This is a genomic window from Methylobacterium sp. XJLW, assembly GCF_003254375.1.
GTDB classification, from domain to species: Bacteria; Pseudomonadota; Alphaproteobacteria; order Rhizobiales; family Beijerinckiaceae; genus Methylobacterium; species Methylobacterium fujisawaense.
In genome coordinates this window covers 3,193,473-3,212,134 of sequence record NZ_CP016429.1, presented here as the reverse complement: position 1 = coordinate 3,212,134, position 18,662 = coordinate 3,193,473, and the positions used below count along the sequence as shown (strand labels likewise).

General features: G+C 70.3%; 16 protein-coding genes. 9 read left to right on the top strand and 7 right to left on the bottom strand.

The features are described 5' to 3' along the window. The first annotated feature begins 243 nt into the window (after positions 1–243). From cysK to A3862_RS31525, 5 genes are all read left to right on the top strand, one after another. Positions 244–1,218 (top strand): cysteine synthase A, encoded by a 975-nt coding sequence (cysK, locus tag A3862_RS14890; protein WP_111473687.1) that lies wholly within the window; start codon positions 244–246, stop codon positions 1,216–1,218. A 304-nt stretch (positions 1,219–1,522) separates the two neighbouring features. Beyond that, on the top strand, positions 1,523–2,020 hold the full coding sequence (locus A3862_RS14885) for a hypothetical protein (protein ID WP_111473686.1): 498 nt from the start codon (positions 1,523–1,525) through the stop codon (positions 2,018–2,020). Between the two features lie 91 nt (positions 2,021–2,111). After that, entirely contained in the window at positions 2,112–2,291 is a 180-nt protein-coding gene (locus A3862_RS14880) for a hypothetical protein (RefSeq protein WP_043346758.1), read from the top strand. Next, positions 2,291–2,605 (top strand): hypothetical protein, encoded by a 315-nt coding sequence (locus A3862_RS14875; protein WP_075380696.1) that lies wholly within the window; start codon positions 2,291–2,293, stop codon positions 2,603–2,605. The genes A3862_RS14880 and A3862_RS14875 overlap by 1 nt, the downstream gene beginning before the upstream one ends. Continuing rightward, the gene (locus tag A3862_RS31525; RefSeq protein WP_164706369.1) at positions 2,602–2,760 is read left to right on the top strand and encodes a hypothetical protein; all 159 of its coding nucleotides are present in this window, start codon (positions 2,602–2,604) and stop codon (positions 2,758–2,760) included. Before A3862_RS14875 ends, A3862_RS31525 begins: the two co-directional genes overlap by 4 nt. Before the next feature lie 422 nt (positions 2,761–3,182). Here the strand turns inward: A3862_RS31525 and typA are convergent, their stop codons facing one another. Then, positions 3,183–5,006 carry a translational GTPase TypA gene (typA, locus tag A3862_RS14865; RefSeq protein WP_043346753.1) on the bottom strand — a complete coding sequence of 608 codons (1,824 nt, stop codon included), beginning with the start codon at positions 5,004–5,006 and terminating at the stop codon, positions 3,183–3,185. 429 nt (positions 5,007–5,435) lie between these two features. On the opposite strand from typA, the gene A3862_RS14860 reads away from it, so the two are divergent. Next, positions 5,436–8,084, top strand: a complete 2,649-nt coding sequence (locus A3862_RS14860; RefSeq protein ID WP_111473685.1) for an ABC transporter transmembrane domain-containing protein — start codon at positions 5,436–5,438, stop codon at positions 8,082–8,084. Between the two features lie 77 nt (positions 8,085–8,161). Then, a complete protein-coding gene (locus A3862_RS14855; protein WP_205782343.1) occupies positions 8,162–9,598 on the top strand; it encodes a cytochrome P450 in 1,437 nt (478 codons plus the stop codon). Here A3862_RS14855 and A3862_RS14850 read toward each other — a convergent pair. From A3862_RS14850 to minC (A3862_RS14830), 5 genes are all read right to left on the bottom strand, one after another. Next, positions 9,588–10,472 (bottom strand): alpha/beta fold hydrolase, encoded by an 885-nt coding sequence (locus A3862_RS14850; protein WP_111473684.1) that lies wholly within the window; start codon positions 10,470–10,472, stop codon positions 9,588–9,590. The genes A3862_RS14855 and A3862_RS14850 overlap by 11 nt on opposite strands. 168 nt (positions 10,473–10,640) lie before the next feature. Further along, positions 10,641–10,982, bottom strand: a complete 342-nt coding sequence (minE, locus tag A3862_RS14845; RefSeq protein ID WP_043346685.1) for a cell division topological specificity factor MinE — start codon at positions 10,980–10,982, stop codon at positions 10,641–10,643. Beyond that, entirely contained in the window at positions 10,979–11,794 is an 816-nt protein-coding gene (minD, locus tag A3862_RS14840) for a septum site-determining protein MinD (RefSeq protein ID WP_043346690.1), read from the bottom strand. Before minD ends, minE begins: the two co-directional genes overlap by 4 nt. Positions 11,795–11,807: 13 nt before the next feature. Further along, positions 11,808–12,536: a septum site-determining protein MinC gene (gene minC, locus A3862_RS14835; RefSeq protein ID WP_111473683.1), complete on the bottom strand. Its 729-nt coding sequence runs from the start codon at positions 12,534–12,536 to the stop codon at positions 11,808–11,810. Between the two features lie 198 nt (positions 12,537–12,734). After that, entirely contained in the window at positions 12,735–13,499 is a 765-nt protein-coding gene (gene minC / locus A3862_RS14830; RefSeq protein ID WP_075380698.1) for a septum site-determining protein MinC, read from the bottom strand. Positions 13,500–13,614: 115 nt separating this feature from the next. On the opposite strand from minC (A3862_RS14830), the gene addA reads away from it, so the two are divergent. Both addA and trxA read left to right on the top strand, forming a co-directional pair. Beyond that, entirely contained in the window at positions 13,615–17,112 is a 3,498-nt protein-coding gene (gene addA / locus A3862_RS14825; protein WP_111473682.1) for a double-strand break repair helicase AddA, read from the top strand. 204 nt (positions 17,113–17,316) lie between these two features. Further along, complete coding sequence (trxA, locus tag A3862_RS14820; RefSeq protein WP_010682902.1) at positions 17,317–17,640, top strand: thioredoxin; 324 nt, start codon at positions 17,317–17,319, stop codon at positions 17,638–17,640. Positions 17,641–17,760: 120 nt separating this feature from the next. Here the strand turns inward: trxA and A3862_RS14815 are convergent, their stop codons facing one another. After that, positions 17,761–18,660 carry an outer membrane protein gene (locus tag A3862_RS14815; RefSeq protein WP_043346698.1) on the bottom strand — a complete coding sequence of 300 codons (900 nt, stop codon included), beginning with the start codon at positions 18,658–18,660 and terminating at the stop codon, positions 17,761–17,763. Positions 18,661–18,662: the final 2 nt, after the last annotated feature.

Here is an 18,662-nt window from a genome sequence, read left to right as displayed (position 1 = left end):
AATGAAATTCCATCAGGCGCGGACCAATCGATAAAGGCCTTCCATCCGGGGCCGAATGCCCTTGAAATAATGAAAAGAACTTTCGGTAAGGGCACTTAGCCCGATTGCTCCGGCCGCGGCAACGCGATATCGCAGCCTCCCGTCCGGAACCGGCCGGGCCGGCCTCGCGTGAGCGATCCCTTGGCGCGGCCCGTCCCGGACCCGAGATCTGTCAGATCCTTCAACACGCGCAGGAGTTCCCCGATGGCCGATACCATCAACGCACCGGCGAAGGTCGGCCACGGCCGGGTCTACGGCTCGATCACCGAGACGATCGGCAACACCCCGCTGGTGCGCCTCAACCGGCTGCCTAAGGAGCACGGGGTCGATGCCGAGATCCTGCTCAAGCTCGAATTCTTCAACCCGATCGCCAGCGTCAAGGACCGCATCGGCGTCAACATGATCGACGCGCTGGAGGCCTCCGGCAAGCTCCAGCCTGGCGGCACGCTGGTCGAGCCGACCTCGGGCAACACCGGCATCGCCCTCGCCTTCACGGCCGCCGCCCGCGGCTACCGGCTCATCCTGGTGATGCCCGAGACCATGTCGCTGGAGCGGCGCAAGATGCTCGCCTTCCTGGGAGCGGAGCTGGCGCTCACCCCCGGCGCACAAGGCATGAAGGGCGCGATCGCGAAGGCCGAGGAACTCCTGAAGGAGATCCCGGGTGCCGTGATGCCGCAGCAATTCTCGAACCCCGCCAACCCCGAGATTCACCGGAAGACCACCGCCGAGGAGATCTGGAGCGACACCGGCGGCCAGCTCGACGCGTTCGTGGCCGGCGTCGGCACCGGCGGCACCGTGACGGGCGTCGGCGAGGTGCTGAAGCCGCGCCTGCCGAACCTGAAGGTCTTCGCCGTGGAGCCGGAGGATTCCCCGGTGATCTCCGGCGGCCAGCCCGGCCCGCACAAGATCCAGGGCATCGGCGCCGGCTTCATTCCGGACAACCTTCACACCGACATCCTCGACGGCGTCCTGAAGGTCACCAATCAGGCCGCCTTCGAGACCGCCCGGGCCCTCGCCCGCCTGGAAGGCATCCCCGGCGGCATCTCCACCGGCGGCAACGTCGCCGCGGCGCTGGAACTGTCCAAGCGGCCCGAATTCCAGGGCAAGCGCATCGTGACCGTCGCCTGCTCCTTCGCCGAGCGCTACATCTCGTCGGCCCTGTTCGACGGAATCGGTTAGGCGCTATCGGAGCGGCCCTCGGGCCGCTCCAACACGGGTGTCCCGGGAATCGCGCCGGCACCGTTCGGCGCGAGCCATATACCCCACAGAGGCCGGATTTGGCGCACCGCCTGAATGGGACCACCACACCAAGAGAACTCTCGAATAGTGAAACTAATCTTTGTAAGATTAGTTTCAGGCCATTTTGCCTATAAACACTACAGATCAATTGGTATAGTTCGCGCCGCTCCGAAAAGCGCCGCATCTAGATCCGGAAAAGCCTTTCCGGTAACGCCAGACCCGTCGATCGGGTGGCGATTCTCTGATGCGCGGTCTCCTTGTTCTTATGCTCAGCCTCTGGGCTCAGGCCGCGCTCGCGCAGGGCTTCGCGCTGCATGACCTGACCGGGCTGGCCGAAGCTTCCAGAACCGCCCTCGGGCCGGAGGCCGCCGCGCAGGCCGCACCGCTTCATCTCGGCGTGAATTGTTCGTCCTGCAGGGGTTCGCCGACGATCGAGCTGCAGCTCGGGCGCCTGACCGACGGGACGGAAGAGCGGGTGCGCTCCGGCAGGACGTCCCTCGGCGCGCTCGAAACGCTCTGCGTTCGGCGGAACCCGGATTGCCGACTCTCGGCCCTGCCGGCCGGCCCGGCGATCGGCTGGCTGAGCGTCTACGCGCTGGAACGCGGTGCGGGCGCGACCGCCGTCATCCTCCGGGGTGGCGATCTGCTGACGATCGAGGCCCGCGCGGCGGATCGCGGGGCTGCCGAGGATTCCGTGCGTCGCCTGACTGAGGCCGTCCTGCCGCGGATCGTCGGTCCCTGACATCAGGGGACCGCCGGCGGTCGATCGCCTCGGCCCCCGCAACCCTCCTGCGCCGCCTCCGTTGTCCCTCCAAGAGGCAGCGAGGCGAGCCATGACAGAGCAGACCGGACAGACGCCGCGGGAAAGTCCTGAAGCCGACAAGGCCAGTGAGATCGGGGCCTCGCGCGAGAAGCTCGGCCAGATGGAAGACCAGGCTAGGAGCGGCACCGACCTTGGCGAAGCCATCGACCGTGCCACCGCCGCCGTCGGTCAGGACGACGGGAAGCGCTGATGAGCCGAGCGACGAGCGAGTCCGAGACGGTCACCCGCAAGCCTGACGACGCGGTCGGGTCGCGCGGAACCCCGCCGGCCGGGGGTGGTCACCAAACACCCGAGCAGGCGGCGATCACCGACATGGGATCCGGTGGAACGCCACGGAGCGAGCCGAAGGAGGGTTGGGGTTCGACCGGCGAGCCCGGACGCGCGCCGCCCGCCATCGGCGGTTCTTCCGGCGGCCATTCGGACCAGAAAGCCTCGCGGGGCCCGGCCGCGGACACCAAAGTCGCGGCCGGCCATTCACGCGCCGAGCAGGAGACCCAGGAATGACCGAGCGCCGCGAGACCGATCCGCAGCCGGAGAAGCCGAAGAATGTCGCCCCCGACGCGGTGAAGGACCCGAACGAGAAGACCGAGGGCAAGCCCGGCCTGGGCACGCCCTCCGGAGGCACGCAGAACGACGAGACCGATCCCGGCGGCAGCTGACGCGACAGAGCCGCACCGCGACGCGGTGCGGCTGCTCGCGGCTCAGGAGAGGCGGAGAGGGATCGGTCCGGCCGCCAGCGGCACGTCGCCGGGGCGGCAGCCGGTCTCGAGGCAGGCGTAGCGGATCGCATCCTGACGGCTGCGGAAGATGCCTCCGGCACGCCCACCAGCCTCCACGGCCACCCAATGCCCCTCGCCGTCTTGACCGACGAGATAGGAGGGCGGCGCAGAGGCGGCAGGCGGGAGCGACGGGATTGGATTCAACGCGACGGACATCGGTGTCACGGGGTTCACGCGGGCCTCTCGGGTCCGCCGCACCGAGGTATTGTCCCCGGCATAAGGGTTCGATGGGCCCGAGATCAGCCGGACATAAGGGCTGCATCAGCAACCGGGCCTGAGCGCCCGGTTGCCGGTCGTTCAGCTCAGGCGGCGTTTTCCTTGGAGCGCTCCGCCCGCTTGCGGTCGTTCGGGTCGAGGATCGCCTTACGCAGGCGGATCGACTTCGGCGTCACCTCGACGAGTTCGTCATCCTGGATCCAGGCCAGCGAGCGCTCCAGGGTCATACGGATCGGCGGGGTGAGGCGCACGGCCTCGTCCTTCGACGTGGTGCGGATGTTGGTGAGCTTCTTGCCCTTGAGCACGTTCACCTCGAGGTCGTTCTCGCGGTTGTGCTCGCCGACGATCATGCCCTGGTACACCTTCCAGCCCGGCTCGATCATCATCGGGCCGCGGTCCTCCAGATTCCACATGGCGTAGGCGACAGCCTCGCCCTGGTCGTTGGAGATCAGCACGCCGTTGCGCCGGCCCGGCATCTCGCCCTTGTAGGGCTCGTAGGCCTTGAACAGCCGGTTCATGATCGCGGTGCCGCGGGTGTCGGTGAGCAGCTCGCCCTGGTAGCCGATCAGGCCACGGGTCGGGGCGTGGAAGACGAGGCGCAGGCGATTGCCGCCCGACGGCCGCATCTCCAGCATCTCGGCCTTCCGCTCGGACATCTTCTGCACGACGACGCCGGAATGCTCCTCGTCGACGTCGATCACGACCTCCTCGATCGGCTCCAGGAGCCCGCCGGCCTCGTCGCGCTCGAACACGACGCGCGGCCGCGAGACGGCGATTTCGAAGCCCTCGCGGCGCATGGTCTCGATCAGGATCGAGAGCTGCAGCTCGCCGCGGCCCGAGACGTAGAACGAGTCCTTGTCGGCCGCCTCCTCGATCTTGAGCGTGACGTTGCCCTCGGCCTCCTTGAACAGGCGGTCGCGGATCATGCGGCTCGTGACCTTGTCGCCCTCGGTGCCCGCGAGCGGGCTGTCGTTGACGATGAACGACATCGTCACCGTCGGCGGGTCGATCGGCTGCGCCTGGATCGGGGTGTCGACCTGCGGGTCGCAGAAGGTATCGGCCACGGTGCCCTTCATGAGGCCGGCGATCGACACGATGTCGCCCGCCTCGCCCACGTCGATGGGCGCACGCTCAAGGCCGCGGAAGGCGAGGATCTTCGACACGCGGCCGGTCTCGACCACCTTGCCGGTGCGGTCGAGGACCTTGATCGACTGGTTGGGCTTCACCGAGCCCGAAGCGATCCGGCCGGTGATGATCCGGCCGAGGAAGGGGTTGGCCTCCAGCAGGGTGCCGAGCATCCGGAACGGCCCATCCTCGGTCTTGGCCGGCGGCACGTGCTTCAGCACGAGGTCGAACAGCGGCTCCAGGCCCACCGACGGGTCGGCCTCCGGGCTGTCGGCCATCCAGCCGTTACGGCCCGACCCGTAGAGGATCGGGAAGTCGAGCTGTTCGTCGGTAGCGTCGAGGGCCGCGAACAGGTCGAACACCTCGTTCACCACCTCGTTGATCCGGGCGTCCGGCCGGTCGACCTTGTTGATCGCCACGATCGGACGCAGGCCGATCTTGAGCGCCTTGCCGACCACGAACTTGGTCTGCGGCATCGGCCCTTCGGCCGCATCCACCAGCACGATCACGCCGTCGACCATCGACAGGATACGCTCGACCTCGCCGCCGAAATCGGCGTGGCCGGGGGTGTCGACGATATTGACGCGGGTGTCCTTCCAGACGACCGACGTCGCCTTGGCGAGGATCGTGATGCCACGCTCCTTCTCGAGGTCGTTCGAGTCCATCGCCCGCTCCTCGACCCGCTGATTCTCGCGGAAGGTGCCGGACTGAGCCAGCAGCTTGTCGACGAGCGTCGTCTTGCCGTGGTCGACGTGAGCGATGATGGCGATGTTGCGCAGATTCATGGCGGCCCGAAACGGGTTGTGCCGGCTCCCTGGCGGCCGCGCGGCGCGGCCGTCCGCGCCGGTTCAGGTACGGAGTCGTGGTGGTTGCGTCGCAATATAAGGACGCGCGCTCTTGAGCAAGGCCGCTGACGTCATGGGCGCACCGCGCGGGCCGGATTGCTGGGGGCGGCTCCCGACTGCGGCACCGGCGCCACGCCTGCGGCTGGGCCCGGCGCGAGCCGCCGTTGCAGGGCAGATCTGCATGCCCCCCGCATCGCAGGATACCCTATATGACGGCGCGATCACGCCGCGACCGGCGCGCCGCCGTCCGTATCGGGGTGTATTGGATGAAACCGGATCCCTCGGGTAGCGTATCGACCAGGGTCAAGCGTCCGACTGCGGCGATTCGGCCCTCGGGCCGCCAGGGCGGGCTTTCGTCGGAAGGACACGATGCGCGCGCTTGAGCCGCGGCTGTTCCCGTACATCTGGCGCTATTCGAAGGGCAATCAGCTCAGGATCTGCGCCGTCGTGCTGGCGTCGCTCCCGTTCTACTTCGCCTCCCTCGACCTGCCGAAGCGCATCGTCAACGACGCGATCACCGGCAAGGCCTACGCGCATGGCGAGGCGACCGCCCCATTCCTCGAACTCACCGTGGACTGGCCCGCGGCGCTCGGCGGCGGCACGACGCACCTGTTCGAGGGCTTCCAGCTCGACCGCTTCGAGCTGCTCCTGAGCCTGTCGAGCCTGTTCCTCGGCCTCGTCCTGATCAACGGCGCGTTCAAGTTCTGGATCAACCTGCAGAAGGGCATGCTCGGCGAGCGGATGCTGCGCCGCCTGCGCTTCCAGCTCTTCGCGCTGATGCTGCGCTTCTCGCCGGAGACGCAGCGGGAGGTGAAATCCTCCGAGACGGCGACGATCATTCGCGACGAGGTCGAGCCGATCGGCGCCTTCATCGGCGACGCCATCGTGGTGCCGGTGTTCCAGGGCTGCCAGGCCGCCACCGCGCTGGCCTTCATCATGATGCAGAACATCTGGCTCGGCATCGCGGCCGGCGGCATGGTCGCCGTGCAGATGATCGTGATTCCGCGGCTGCGACGGGAGATCATCCGCCTGAGCCGGCAGCGCCAGATCGCCTCCCGGGCCCTGGCCGGCCGCGTCGCCGAAGTGCTCGACGGGCTGCAGGCGGTGATGCTCAACGACACCGGCCGCTGGGAGCGGGCCGAGATCGGCGGACGGCTCTACGACCTCTACGACCTGCGGCTGAAAATCTACCGCCGCAAGTTTGCGGTAAAGTACCTCAACAACCTGCTCGCGCAGGTGACGCCGTTCCTGTTTTACGCGATCGGCGGGTACTTCGCCCTGAAGGGAGAGCTCGACATCGGCCAGCTCGTGGCGGTGCTCGCCGCCTATCGCGATCTGCCCCCGCCCCTCAAGGAGCTGATCGACTGGGATCAGCAGCGCCTCGACGTCGAGGTCAAGTACGAGACCGTGGCGGCCCATTTCGGCGCGCACCGCCTGCGGCCGGTGGAGCGCGAAGCCGAGCTGCCGCCGCCACGCCTCGGCAGCCCGCTGCGTCTCGAAGGCCTGTCCCTGCGCGATCCGCAGGGGGGCGCCCCGATCGAGGTCGGCGACGCCGAGATCCGCCTGCCGGGGCGGCTTGCCCTGGTGCCGGCCGGCCCGGTGGCGCAGGAATTCGCCCGGGTCCTGGCCGGGCTGCAGCTACCGCCCGGGGGCACGATCCGGATCGGCGATCACGACCTGTCCACCCTGCCGCGACGGGATCACGCGCACCGCATCGCGTATGCCGGCATCCAACCCGTGCTGTTCCCGGGAACGCTGCGCGACAATGTCCTGTACGGGCTGCGCGTCCAGCCGCTGCGCACGCACATCCTCGATCTCAGCAAGACGCGGATCAACGAGGCGGTCAAGACCGGCAATCCCTGCGACAGCGTCGACGATCCCTGGATCGATTTCGGACGCCTCGGGGTTCGCGACGCCCTGGATCTCGACGATCGTCTCCTCGACCTGCTCGGCCGGCTCGACCTCGGCGACGATCTCTACAGGTTCGGGCTCGGCGCCCTCAGTTCGGTGGCCCACGACACGCCGGTGGGCCAGCGGATGATCGCGGCGCGGGAGCACCTGCGGGAGCATTTCGCCCAGAAGGGCCTCGCCGACCTCGTGATTCCGTTCGCCCGGGGCCGCTACAACGATCAGGCGACCGTGGCGGAGAACCTGCTGTTCGGCGTCCCCCGGGATACGTCGCTGACGGATCCGCGCCGTCTCGCCGGCGTGCCCATGTTCCGCGAGGCGCTGGAGAAGGTGAAGCTCCTCGACGAACTCGACCGGATGGGCGTCGCAATCGCCAGCAACCTGAAGGACATTTTCGCCGACGTGCCGCCGGGCCACCCGCTGTTCCGGCGGTTCTCGCTGATCACCCCGGACGCGCTGCCGGATTACCTGCGCCGCCTCGGTCGCCTGCCCGCGGCGGGGCGCCTCAGCGAAGCCGACAGCGTGGCCTTCCTGGCGCTGGCCCTGGCCTATGTCGAGCCGCGGATGCGCTTCGGCCTCCTCAATCAACCGCTGACCAAGCGGATCGTCGGCGCACGGGGTGTCGTGCAGGGCTTCATGCACGGCGACGACGGATACGACGTCGAATCCTACGATCCGAACCGGATCAACCCGCGCAGCACCGTGCTGGACAACCTGTTGTTCGGCCGCATCGACACGGTGCGGATGCACGGCGAGACGCTGATCCAGCGGGAAGCCCGCGCGGTGTTCCGGGAATTCGACCTGGAGCGGCCGATCCAGCGGCGCGGCCTCGAGAAGGAGGTCGGAAATCGCGGGCAGCTCCTGCCGGAGCGGGTCCGGGTGCGAATTGGCCTCGCCCGGGCAATCCTGCGCGAGCCGGAGATCCTCGTGGTCGACCGGGTGGACGAGCATCTGGAGCGCGGCGTCGGGACGCTGCTCGACGTGACGGAGGCCACCCTGCCCCGGGCCAGCCTGGTGGCCAGCCTCTCGACGGACTCGGATCCGGCCCGCTTCCCCGCGCGATTGGCGCTCGGAAGTGCCGAAACGCGCCTGCGGACGGCCGCGGAATGACGTAGGCGTGACCGGTCCGCGCGGCGTGCCGGCGGCGGTTTACAGGCTTGCCCGTCTTCGGCACAGGATGGCGCCACATGCCCATACTTTCGGACGCGAGCGCGAGACCGGACCGGACGACCCCGAGCCTTGCCGGCCTGCCGCGCGTGGTGCCGCCGCACCGTGCGCCGCCGGAGCGGGAGCTGCTGCTCGCCGCCTACCTGCGCTCGATTCGCGACAACGCGCTGGAGGGGTTCCCCCGGCGCGCCTTCGAGGAGCCGGTCACCCGCCGGGGGCTTCTCGGACGGTCGAGCTTCGTCCTGAGCGACCCGGAGGCGATCCGCCGGGTTCTGGTCGAGAATCAGGCGAACTACGCCCGCACCACCGGAACGACCCGCATCCTGCGCCCGATCCTCGGCGACGGACTCCTGATCAGCGAGGGTTCGGCCTGGCGGCACCAGCGCCGGACCCTTGCGCCCGCCTTCACGCCACGGGCCATCGACGGGCTGGTGCCCCATATCGACGCCGCCGTGGCGGACGGGATGGATCGGATCGCCGCCGAGGCTGCGACGGGGCCGGTCGATCTGTTCACGTCGTTCTACAGGCTCGCCCTCGAGATCGCCGGGCGCGCCATGTTCTCGGTGGGCATGGACGAGCACGGCGCGGAGCTGCGCCGGTTCATCGCCGAATATGCCGAGCGGATGGGCCGGCCGCATCTCCTCGACATCGTGATCCCCCCGGGCTGGCCGGTGCCCCTCGACTGGTCCCGCGCGCGGTTCCGCCGCCGCTGGATCCCGTTCCTCGACCGGATCATCGCGGCGCGCCGGGACGCCGAGCGGGACAGGCCGCACGCGGGCGACCTCCTCGACCTGCTCGCGGCGGCGCGCAATCCCGATACGGGGGCTGCCTTCACCGCCGACGAATTGCGCGACCAGGTCGCCACCATGATCCTGGCCGGCCACGAGACCACGGCCGGCACGCTGTTCTGGGCGGCCTACCTGCTGGCCCTCGCCCCGGAGATGCAGGAGCGGGTCGCCGCTGAGGCGCGCAGCGCCGACCTGACCGATCCCACCGGCTGCCAGAGCGACGGTCGCCTGCCGCTCACCCGCGCTGTGATCGACGAGACGCTGCGGCTGTATCCGGCGGCGTTCGTGGTCGTCCGGCGGGCGCTCGGTCCCGATTCGGTTGCCGGGCATGCGGTGAAGGCGAGCGACATCGTCATGGTCAGCCCCTGGGTACTCCATCGGCACCGGACGCTGTGGTCGGATCCGGACGCGTTCGATCCGGGCCGCTTCCTGCCGGGCGCCCCCGCGCCGCGGCGCTTCGCCTACCTGCCCTTCGGAGCAGGCCCCCGGGTCTGCATCGGCGCGCAGTTCGCCCTGAGCGAGGCCGTCCTGTCCCTGGCGCGTCTGCTGGCGCGATTCCGGCTCGTGCTCGACGAGCGCGAACCGGTCCTGCCCCAGGCGGTGGTGACGACGCAGCCGGACCGGCCGGCGCGATTCCGTCTGATCCCCCGGGATCCGGTCAGCCCTTGATCCCGGTGATCGTCGCCGAGATCGCCCGGGGATCGCGCATCGGCCAGCGGCCGCTCTCCACCTGCGCCAGGAATTCGTCGAGGAGTCGATTGTAGGCATCCGGCTCCTCGACGGAGAGGGCGTGGCCGGTATTGGGCAGGACCGCGAGGGCCGCCGACGGGATCACCTGCTTCAGCATGAGGCTCGGGGCGAGGCAGGGCCAGTCCTCGTCGCCGGCGACGATCAGGGTCGGAACGGTCATGCGGCGCAAGGCGTCCGTGAGATCGTAGAGCGACGGGCGGCCCTTCTGCACGCCGGCCTGGGTGTTGGCCGAGCCGAGGGCCGAGTGCTCTGCGAGCATCCGCTTGAATTCGGCATGTCCGCGCGGATCCTTGGCCTCGAACTGCACCCGCGTCGGCCCGACGGCGTAGCGCTCGGCGAAAGCGGCCATGCCGTCGCGACGCAGCATCGCCGCGGTGGCGTCGGCCTCGGCGCGGAACATCGCCTGCCGCTCGGGTTCGGCGCCGTAGCCACAGCCGCCGAGACAGAGCGACAGCGCGCGGTCGGGATGCCGGAGGCCGAAATGCAGGGTTGCGAAGGCGCCCATCGAGATGCCGGCGACATGGGCCTTCGGCGCGCCGAGATGGTCGAGGATGGCCAGGATGTCGTCGGCGGCACGCGCCTGCGAGTAGGCGGTGACGGCCTCCGGGACGTCGGAAGGCGGGTAGCCGCGGGCGTTGAACGCGATCGCGTGGTAGCGCCTTCCGAAATGGCGCAGTTGCGCCTCGTAGCTGCGATGGTCGCCGGCGAATTCATGCACGAAGATCAGCGGCGTACCCCGACCGCTCTCCTCGTAGTGGAGCCGGATCCCGTCATCCGTCGCGGCGCTCGGCATGGCTACCCTTTCACCAATCTCCCCCGAGATTTGCGACATGGTGCGACGGCGCGCCCGGTCGAGAGCCAAGGCCGCGGATCGACAGGGGACCGGCACGACGAAGCCGCACCCGGCGGGCCGGGCGCGGCTTGCGGTCTACCGTGCCGGCGGGGATGGTCCCCGCCCGGCTCAAGCGGCCTTCTTGGAGGAGGCCGGCTTGGCCGACCCCTTGTTGGCCGCGACCTCGGCGAGCTTGGCCGCCAGCTTGGCGTCGAGCTTGGCCGAGGCACCGAGCGGAAGCTCGATGTCGAGGCCGAGGGTCGAGACGCCCTCGCCGCGCTCCAGGGTGACCTTCACCTTGTCGGGCTCGACCGCGACATGGTTGGCGATCACCGCCAGGATCTCCTCCCGGAGCTGGATCACGAGGTCGGGGCGACCCGACTCCGCGCGCTCGTGGGCGAGGATCAGCTGCAGGCGGTCGCGGGCGACCGCGCCGGAGCTGCGCTTCTGGAACAGTCCGAGGATGCTCACGCCGCCCTCCGCATGAACAGCTTGTCGAGGAAGGACTTGCGCTCGACCGGCAGGCTCATCGGAACGGTCTCGCCCTTGAGCCGGCGGGCCGCATCGGCATAGGCCCGCGCCGGGGCGCAGAGCGGGTTGTTGAGGGTCACCGGGCAGCCGAGGTTCGAGGCGCGCAGCACCTCCTGGCTCTCCGGGATGATCGCGAGCAGCGGGATCGACAGGATGTCGAGCACGTCCTCGGTCTTGAGCATGTCGCCGCGGTCGGCCCGCATCGGGTCGTAGCGGGTGAGGATCAGGTGCTTCTCCATGTCCTCGCCCTTCTCCGCCTTGGCGGTCTTGGAATCGAGGAGGCCGATGATCCGGTCGGAGTCGCGCACCGAGGAGACCTCGGGGTTGGTCACGACCACCGCCACGTCGGCGTGGTGCATGGCGAGCTGGGCGCCGCGCTCGATGCCGGCCGGGGAGTCGCAGATGACCCAGTCGAACTTGTCGCGCAGCTCGTCCATCACCCGGGCGACGCCCGCGTCGGTGAGCGCGTCCTTGTCGCGGGTCTGGGAGGCCGGCAGCAGGTGCAGGGTCTCCAGCCGCTTGTCCTTGATGAGCGCCTGCGGGAGCTTGGCGTCGCCGTTGACCACGTTGATGAGGTCGTAGACGACCCGGCGCTCGGCGCCCATGACGAGGTCGAGGTTGCGCAGGCCGACGTCGAAGTCGACGACGCACACGCTCTGCCCGCCCTGGGCGAGGGCCGCTCCGAGGGCTGCGGTCGTCGTCGTCTTGCCGACGCCGCCCTTGCCCGATGTGACGACGAGAACCTTTGCCACGCGTCGATCTCCCTTAATCCAGGCTTGCCATTCGGATGTTGCCGCCATCGAGCCAGACCTGGGCGGCCTTGCCGCGCAGGGCCGTGCCCATGTCCTCCGCCGTCCGCACGAGGCGGTCGATCCCCAGCAACTCGGGTTCGAATTTGCGGCAGTAGATTCGTGCGCGCGGGTTGCGCGCGGCTCCGGCGATCGCGCGACCGCGCAGGGCGCCGTAGACGTGGATGGAACCACCGGCCAGGATCTCGGCCCCCGAGGAGACCGAACCCATCACGGTCACGTCGCCGGTGGGATTGATGACGCTCTGGCCGGAGCGGACCGAGCCCTCGACGGTGATCGAGGTGACCACCTGCGGCTCCGGCTCGGCCGGGACGCTCGGGATCTCGACCTTCTCGGACGGGTGTCCCTTGACGAGAAGCGGCGGCAGGCCGTCCAGGACCGTGTCGGCGCCCTCGATGCCCAGGACCGCGATGCCGCGGGCCTTGAGTTCGTTCATTAACATTTCGAGGGCGTCCGGCTCGGGCTTGAGCTGGGCGCAATCCAGGATGACGGCCCGGCCTTTCAGCAGGGTCGGCGAGCGCTTGAGCGCCGCGTCGAGGCCCGCGAGCCACTCGGGAAGCGGCGGCTCGGGGGAGAGGGCCAGGGCCTTGAAGGCCCGTCCGCGCAGGCTGAGCGGCCGGGGCGTGGAAGGAGCCGCCGCGGGGGCGGTCTCCGGATCGATCGGCTCGGGGTGGGTCTCGCTCATGTCCGCCCGTTAAGAGTCCTTACCGGACCATTGACGGCGGGTATGGTTACCGAAGGGTTAAGTTTCTGATCCGGTCGGCAAATTCTGCCGGGATCCTTGTATCGGAGCAGCGGAGGACGCTTTCACGGCCCGCCCGCGAGCGGAGTCAGGCGCCCCGTCCTTCGACCGACGGCCCGAACGTCCGCGGGGAAACGCCGCTCAACCCCGCTCGAACAGGTTGAGCTTGATCGCATCCTCCAGCAGCCGCACCTCGACGGCCTGCCCTCTGAAGGCCGGGTCGAGGTCGTCCGCGGCGCGGTAGAGGCCGTCGATCGCCACCAACTCCGGCTCGAACCGGCGGCACCAGATCCGCGCCGTCGGGTTTCCGGCCGCGCCGGCGATCGCGCGGCCGCGCAGGGCGCCGTAGACGTGGATCGAGCCGCCGGCGATGACCTCGGCGCCCGAGGCGACGGCGCCCAGGACCGTGACGTCGCCCTCGAGGTGCAGCACGGTCTGGCCGGAGCGCACGGGGGCGTCGAGGATCAGCGAGCGGGCCGTCTCCTTGGGCTGGGGCTCGGTCGACGCGGACGCGTCCGAGGCGGATTCGTCCGGCGTGGCGACCTCGCCCGCGGGCCGGCCACCCGCGAGGGCCGGCGGGGCGCCCGCCCCCAGGAGCGACGGCGCCGCGCCCTCGATCCCCAGGACGGCGATGTTGCGCGCAGCCAGTTCGGCGAGCAGCCCGTCGAGATCCTCGCGGGTGAGCCGCAATCCGGACAGGTCGAGGATCACGGGCCGGCCGGCGAAGAAGTTCGGGGCGCGGCGATTGAGGGCGTCCAGGTCGCCGAACCACTCGGCCACCGGGGGTATCGGCGCCAGGACGGTGGCCATGAAGGAGCGGCCGCGGAAGCGGATCGGCGGGCGCGCCGGCTCGGATGTCGGCTGGGTCACGGGCGTGTTCGGTGTCGCGGACAGGATCGTCCGCATCCATGGGACGCCGCCGCGCCGGGGGCAATCCCGCAATGCCTGCTGTGACGCCTTGGCGGGCCCGCGGGCGCGTTTCTGTTGTAGAGAGACCCGGCAGCCGAGCCGGACCGGACCGTTGAGCAGCGCCACTTCGCACGCCCCCGCCCCTTTCGTCGTCGATGACCTCACTCGCGCCAACCAGCGGCGGGCGGCCGATCCGCGCGCCTCCGCCTGGGTCTCGGCCAATGCCGGCGCCGGCAAGACCAAGGTCCTCACCGACCGGGTGGTGCGGCTGCTCCTCGACGGTGCCCCGCCCGGGCGGATCCTCTGCCTGACCTTCACCAAGGCCGCCGCGGCCAACATGGCGATCCGCGTCTTCCGGCTCCTCGGCCGCTGGGTGACGCTCGACGACGAGACCCTCGCCGCCGAACTCGCCGACCTCACCGGCGAGCGCGCCGGGCCCGAGCGCCTGCGGCTGGCGCGCCGCCTCTTCGCCCGGGCGGTGGAGACGCCGGGCGGCCTCAAGATCGAGACCCTGCACGCCCTGTGCGAGCGGCTGCTGCACATGTTCCCCTTCGAGGCGAACGTGCCGGCCCGCTTCGTGGTGCTCGACGAGTCCAAGGCCCAGGAGCTGTTCGACATCGAGATGGCCAACGTGCTGGCCGATGCCGTGGCGAACGGCGACACGCCGCTCAGCGCCGCCCTGGCGCGGGTCACGCCCGAGGCGACGGGCGACACCCTGCGGTCCGCGATCCGTTCGGCCATGCGGGCCCGGAGCTTCATCGGCGATGCGGCAGGCCTCGAGAAAGCCTTCGGGCGGCTGCACGGGGCGCTGGGCCTGGCGCCGGAGGATTCCGCCGAACGGATCGAGGCCGGGATCCTGGACGGCGGCCCCGGGTGCCGTCCGGAGGATCGGGAAGCGCTGATCGCGGCACTCCGCACCGGCAAGGCCAACGACGAGAAGCTCGCCGACGCCCTGGCGGCCGCCGAGGCCGAACGGACCGGCTCCACGGATCTTCCCGACCGGTCCGAGGCCCTGGCCCTCTACCGCGCGGTCTTCTTCACCCAGAAGGACGAGCCCAAGGCCGACAGCAGCCTCGGGACCAAGAGCGTGCCGGCCGATGCCAAGGCGGCGTTGCTCGCCGAGCGGGATCGGCTGGAGCCGCTGTTCGACCGCCTGCGCGCCGCCCGGGCCCATGCCCGGACGCAGGCCCTGTTCCGGATCGCCGCCGAGATCCACCGCCGCGTGGAGGCCCAGAAGGCGCGCCTCGGCGCCCTCGATTTCGACGACCTGATCCACAAGGCGCTGGATCTGCTCGGGCGGGTCGGGGCCGGCTGGGTCCTCTACAAGCTCGATCGCGGGATCGACCACGTCCTGGTCGACGAGGCGCAGGATACGAATCCGGAGCAATGGGCGATCCTGCGGGCGATCACGCAGGAATTCGCCGCCGGCGAGGGCGCTCGGACCGGCAGCCGCACGCGCTTCGCGGTGGGCGATCCCAAGCAGTCGATCTACGGCTTCCAGGGTGCGGAGCCGCGGGAATTCGCCCTGACCCGCGCATCCTGGATCGCGGAATCGCGCTCGGCCGGGCTGACCTTCGAGGACGTGCCGCTCACCCTGTCGTTCCGCTCGACCGACCTCGTGCTGCGCGCCGTCGACGCGGTCTTCGCCATCGATGCGCACAATGACGGCCTGTCCTTCGAGGACACGGTGCGCACGACCGTGCATGCCAGCGCCCGACCCGGGGCGCCCGGCGCCGTGGAGCTGTGGCCGATCGCCGAGCCGGAGCCCGCCGCCGAGCCGGATGCCTGGACCGCTCCCGTCGACGCGCCGGAGACCAGCGCCCCGGCGATCGTCACAGCCCGCCGGGTTGCGCAGGCGGTGCGGACTTGGACCACGACGGGGGACGCCACCGGTCGGATCTGGCGCCCCGGGGACGTCCTAATCCTGGTCCGGAAGCGCGGGCCCGCCTTCGAGGAGGTGATCCGCGCCCTGAAGGGACTGGGCGTTCCGGTCGCCGGGCAGGACCGGCTGGAGGTCTCCGCCCATATCGCGGTCGCCGATCTGGTCGCCGCCGGGCGGGCGGGTCTCCTGCCGGCCGACGACCTGACCCTCGCCACCGCCCTCAAGACGCCGCTCGTCGGGCTGACCGACGACGACCTCGTGCGGATCGCCACCCGCCGCGACCTCGCAGAGACTCTGGAGGACGCCCTGCACCGCCATGCCGCCTCCGGCGACCCGGCCGCAAGGCGCGGGCTCGAGGCCCTGTCGGGGTGGATCGCGCTGGCCGGGCTCCACGGCCCGTTCGGCTTCTACGCGCGGCTTCTCGGGCCGCAGGGGGGCCGGGCGAAGCTTGTGGCCCGTCTCGGCGGCGAGGCGGGGGACGCCATCGACGTGTTCCTCGCAGCCGCCGCCCAGGCCGAGACCGGCGAGGACGCGCCGTCCCTCGGCGGCTTCCTCGCCCGCTACGTCGGTGCCGAGGCCGGTCACACCGTCAAACGCGACCTCGAATCGGGCCGCGACGAGGTCCGGGTGATGACGGTCCACGGCGCGAAGGGTCTGGAGGCGCCGGTCGTGGTGATCCTCGACGGCTGCGAGCCCCTGGGCCGCAACGATCCGCCCCTCCTGCCGCTCCCGGCGACGGAGATCGCCCTGCCGCCGGTCTGGTCGGGCGGGCGGACCCAGGATTGCGCCGCCACCGACGCCGCGCGGGCGGCCCTGCTCGCGAAGGCCCGGCAGGAGCACAACCGCCTGCTCTACGTCGCCATGACCCGCGCCGCCGACCGGCTCATCGTCGCGCCCTTCCGCGGCCACGAGCGCGAGAGCGAGGCGGCGTGGTGCCGGATGATCCATGCCGGCCTGGAGGCGGCGCTCGGGGCCGGCCGAACGCTGGACCTGCCCTACGGACCGGCGACGTTCTGGCAGGATGGCGCCCCGCAGATGCCGGCCCCGGCGGCGGCGGCCTCCGCGGCTACGCGGTCTCCGGAGCCGGAGCCGGACTGGCTGCGCAGCCCGGTCCCGCCGGAACCGGAGGTCGAGGCCCTGAGCCCGTCCGGCGCACTCCGGGCGGCGGACGGCGCGCGCGTACCGCCGCCGCGCCTCGCGGACGCGCAGGCCCGGCGGCGCGGGATCCTGATCCACGCCCTGCTCCAGCACCTGCCCCGCGTGGAGCCCGCCCGCCGGGAAGCGGCCGGGCTCGCCTTCGTGCGGTCCCGGGCGCCCGGCCTCCCGCGCGCGGCCCCGCACGCGATCGTCCGGTCGGTCCTTCGAATCATCGATGACCCGGATCTCGCACCTCTCTTCAGTCCGGATGCCCGCGCCGAGGTGGCCCTGTCGGGGCGTGTCCGGGCGGCCGGCGCGGAGCGCGCGGTTCAGGGACGCGTCGATCGCCTCGCGGTGACGGCGGACGTCGTCCGAATCGCGGATTTCAAGACCGGCCGCCCGCCCGAACCCGACGCCCCCCTCCCCGCGGCGGAGGCCGGCCAGATCGCCCTCTATGCGCGCCTTCTCGCGCAGATCTATCCGGGCCGGACGATCCAGCCGATCCTCGTCTGGACCTCGGGCCCGGTGATCCGCACCCTCGGCCCCGACGACGTTGCGGCGGCACTGGACCGGGTCGGCATCGAGGCGTGAATGGTCCGTTCCGGCCGTCCGGGCGAACACGGCGACCGGCATGCGGCACCGCACATCTGTGGTGCGCCCACCGCGACGGCCGCCGGGCCGGGGCAGCCGGACTTCTTGACCGCGCGCCGGGGCGTCGCCAATTCTGGCGGGACCGCACGGGCCCCTGCCCGTTCGACGCCGTCCGACGGACGGCGGCTTCCGAAAGGTAACGTTATGGCGACGGTGAAGGTAACCGACGCGAGCTTCGAGCAGGACGTTCTCAAGTCCGCCGAGCCCGTCGTGGTGGATTTCTGGGCGGAGTGGTGCGGCCCGTGCCGTCAGATCGGTCCGGCGCTCGAGGAGATCGCCACCGACCTGCAGGGCAAGGTGAAGATCGCCAAGGTCAATGTCGACGAGAATCCGCAGATCGCCGCCCAGTACGGCATCCGCTCGATCCCGACGCTGCTGCTGTTCAAGAACGGCGAGCGTGTGGACCAGAAGGTCGGCGCGGCCCCGAAGGGCGACCTGTCGCGCTGGATCGGCGCCCAGACCGCCTGAGCCACTCCCAAGACCTAGACGATAAAAAAGAAAGCCCGGCCGCGAGGCCGGGCTTTCTCGGTTTCGAGCCCAAGATTGTTGGTGGATCCCGGGGTCGAGCCCGGGATCCGGTATCAGGTCTTAGTACGAGCCGAACTTGTAGTTCAGGCCGGCGCGGACGACGGCGAAGGCGTTCTCGTTCCGGCTGATGCCGGAGAGCGAGTACACCGGCACGAGGCCGACCGGGGAGATCGCAGCACCAACCAGCGGCGCCTGGGCGCGGCCGTTGTTGTTGTCGAGGTTCACGTACAGACCTTCGACCTTCAGCGTGACGGCCGAGGAGCGGAAGAAGTTCAGGAACGAGTCGGTGGGCAGGGCGTACTCGACACCGCCGCCGACGGTCCAGCCGGTCTTGAAGTCGTTCCGGCGGCCAGCGAAGTTCTGCAGGCCGACGCGAGCGCCGTCATCCGTGCCGGTGGCGTAGGCGAAACCGCCGGTGGCGTACACCAGGGTCCGGTCGAAGGCCCAACCGAGACGACCGCGGACGGTGCCGAAGAAGTCGATGGTGTTGAGCGTGCCGTTGACCGGGATGAAGCCCGGGTTGATCGCCACGGCGTTGGTGGCGAAACGAGCGCGACGGCCGAAGTCGAGGTACTGGGCGTCAGCCTCGAAGCCGATCACGGCGCCGGAGCCCGGGGTCAGCTGCCAGTTGTAGCCGATCTGGCCACCGCCCGAGAAACCTTCGCGGCTGTCGTTGCTGTAGATCAGCGACGAGCCGTTCGGCAGCAGAGCCTGGTAGGGAACGAGACCGCCCGGGACGAGAGCGACCGGGTTGCCGGGCGTCTGCACGAAGCCGCGGGTCGAGTTGCTGCTGGCGTCGAACGCGTAGCCGGCGTTGATACCGAAGTAGGCACCGGTCCAGGTGAACACCGGAACGGGCGTGAACACCGGCGGCGGCGCAGCGCGGCGCGGAAGGTCGGCGGCCGAAGCGGCAGCGGTGAGTGCGGTGAAAGCCGCGAGAGACGTGAGAAGCTTCTTCATTA

Bases quoted from the DNA above. Each gene is read 5' to 3' on its own strand.
- minC (WP_111473683.1), bottom strand. From the start codon at position 12,536: ATGAGCGAGACCCACCCCGAGCCGATCGATCCGGAGACCGCCCCCGCG.
- A3862_RS14855 (WP_205782343.1), top strand. From the start codon at position 8,162: ATGCCCATACTTTCGGACGCGAGCGCGAGACCGGACCGGACGACCCCG.
- A3862_RS14860 (WP_111473685.1), top strand. From the start codon at position 5,436: ATGCGCGCGCTTGAGCCGCGGCTGTTCCCGTACATCTGGCGCTATTCG.
- A3862_RS14815 (WP_043346698.1), bottom strand. From the start codon at position 18,660: ATGAAGAAGCTTCTCACGTCTCTCGCGGCTTTCACCGCACTCACCGCT.
- A3862_RS14885 (WP_111473686.1), top strand. From the start codon at position 1,523: ATGCGCGGTCTCCTTGTTCTTATGCTCAGCCTCTGGGCTCAGGCCGCG.
- minC (WP_075380698.1), bottom strand. From the start codon at position 13,499: ATGCGGACGATCCTGTCCGCGACACCGAACACGCCCGTGACCCAGCCG.
- A3862_RS14880 (WP_043346758.1), top strand. From the start codon at position 2,112: ATGACAGAGCAGACCGGACAGACGCCGCGGGAAAGTCCTGAAGCCGAC.
- trxA (WP_010682902.1), top strand. From the start codon at position 17,317: ATGGCGACGGTGAAGGTAACCGACGCGAGCTTCGAGCAGGACGTTCTC.
- A3862_RS14850 (WP_111473684.1), bottom strand. From the start codon at position 10,472: ATGCCGAGCGCCGCGACGGATGACGGGATCCGGCTCCACTACGAGGAG.
- typA (WP_043346753.1), bottom strand. From the start codon at position 5,006: ATGAATCTGCGCAACATCGCCATCATCGCTCACGTCGACCACGGCAAG.
- A3862_RS31525 (WP_164706369.1), top strand. From the start codon at position 2,602: ATGACCGAGCGCCGCGAGACCGATCCGCAGCCGGAGAAGCCGAAGAAT.
- A3862_RS14875 (WP_075380696.1), top strand. From the start codon at position 2,291: ATGAGCCGAGCGACGAGCGAGTCCGAGACGGTCACCCGCAAGCCTGAC.
- cysK (WP_111473687.1), top strand. From the start codon at position 244: ATGGCCGATACCATCAACGCACCGGCGAAGGTCGGCCACGGCCGGGTC.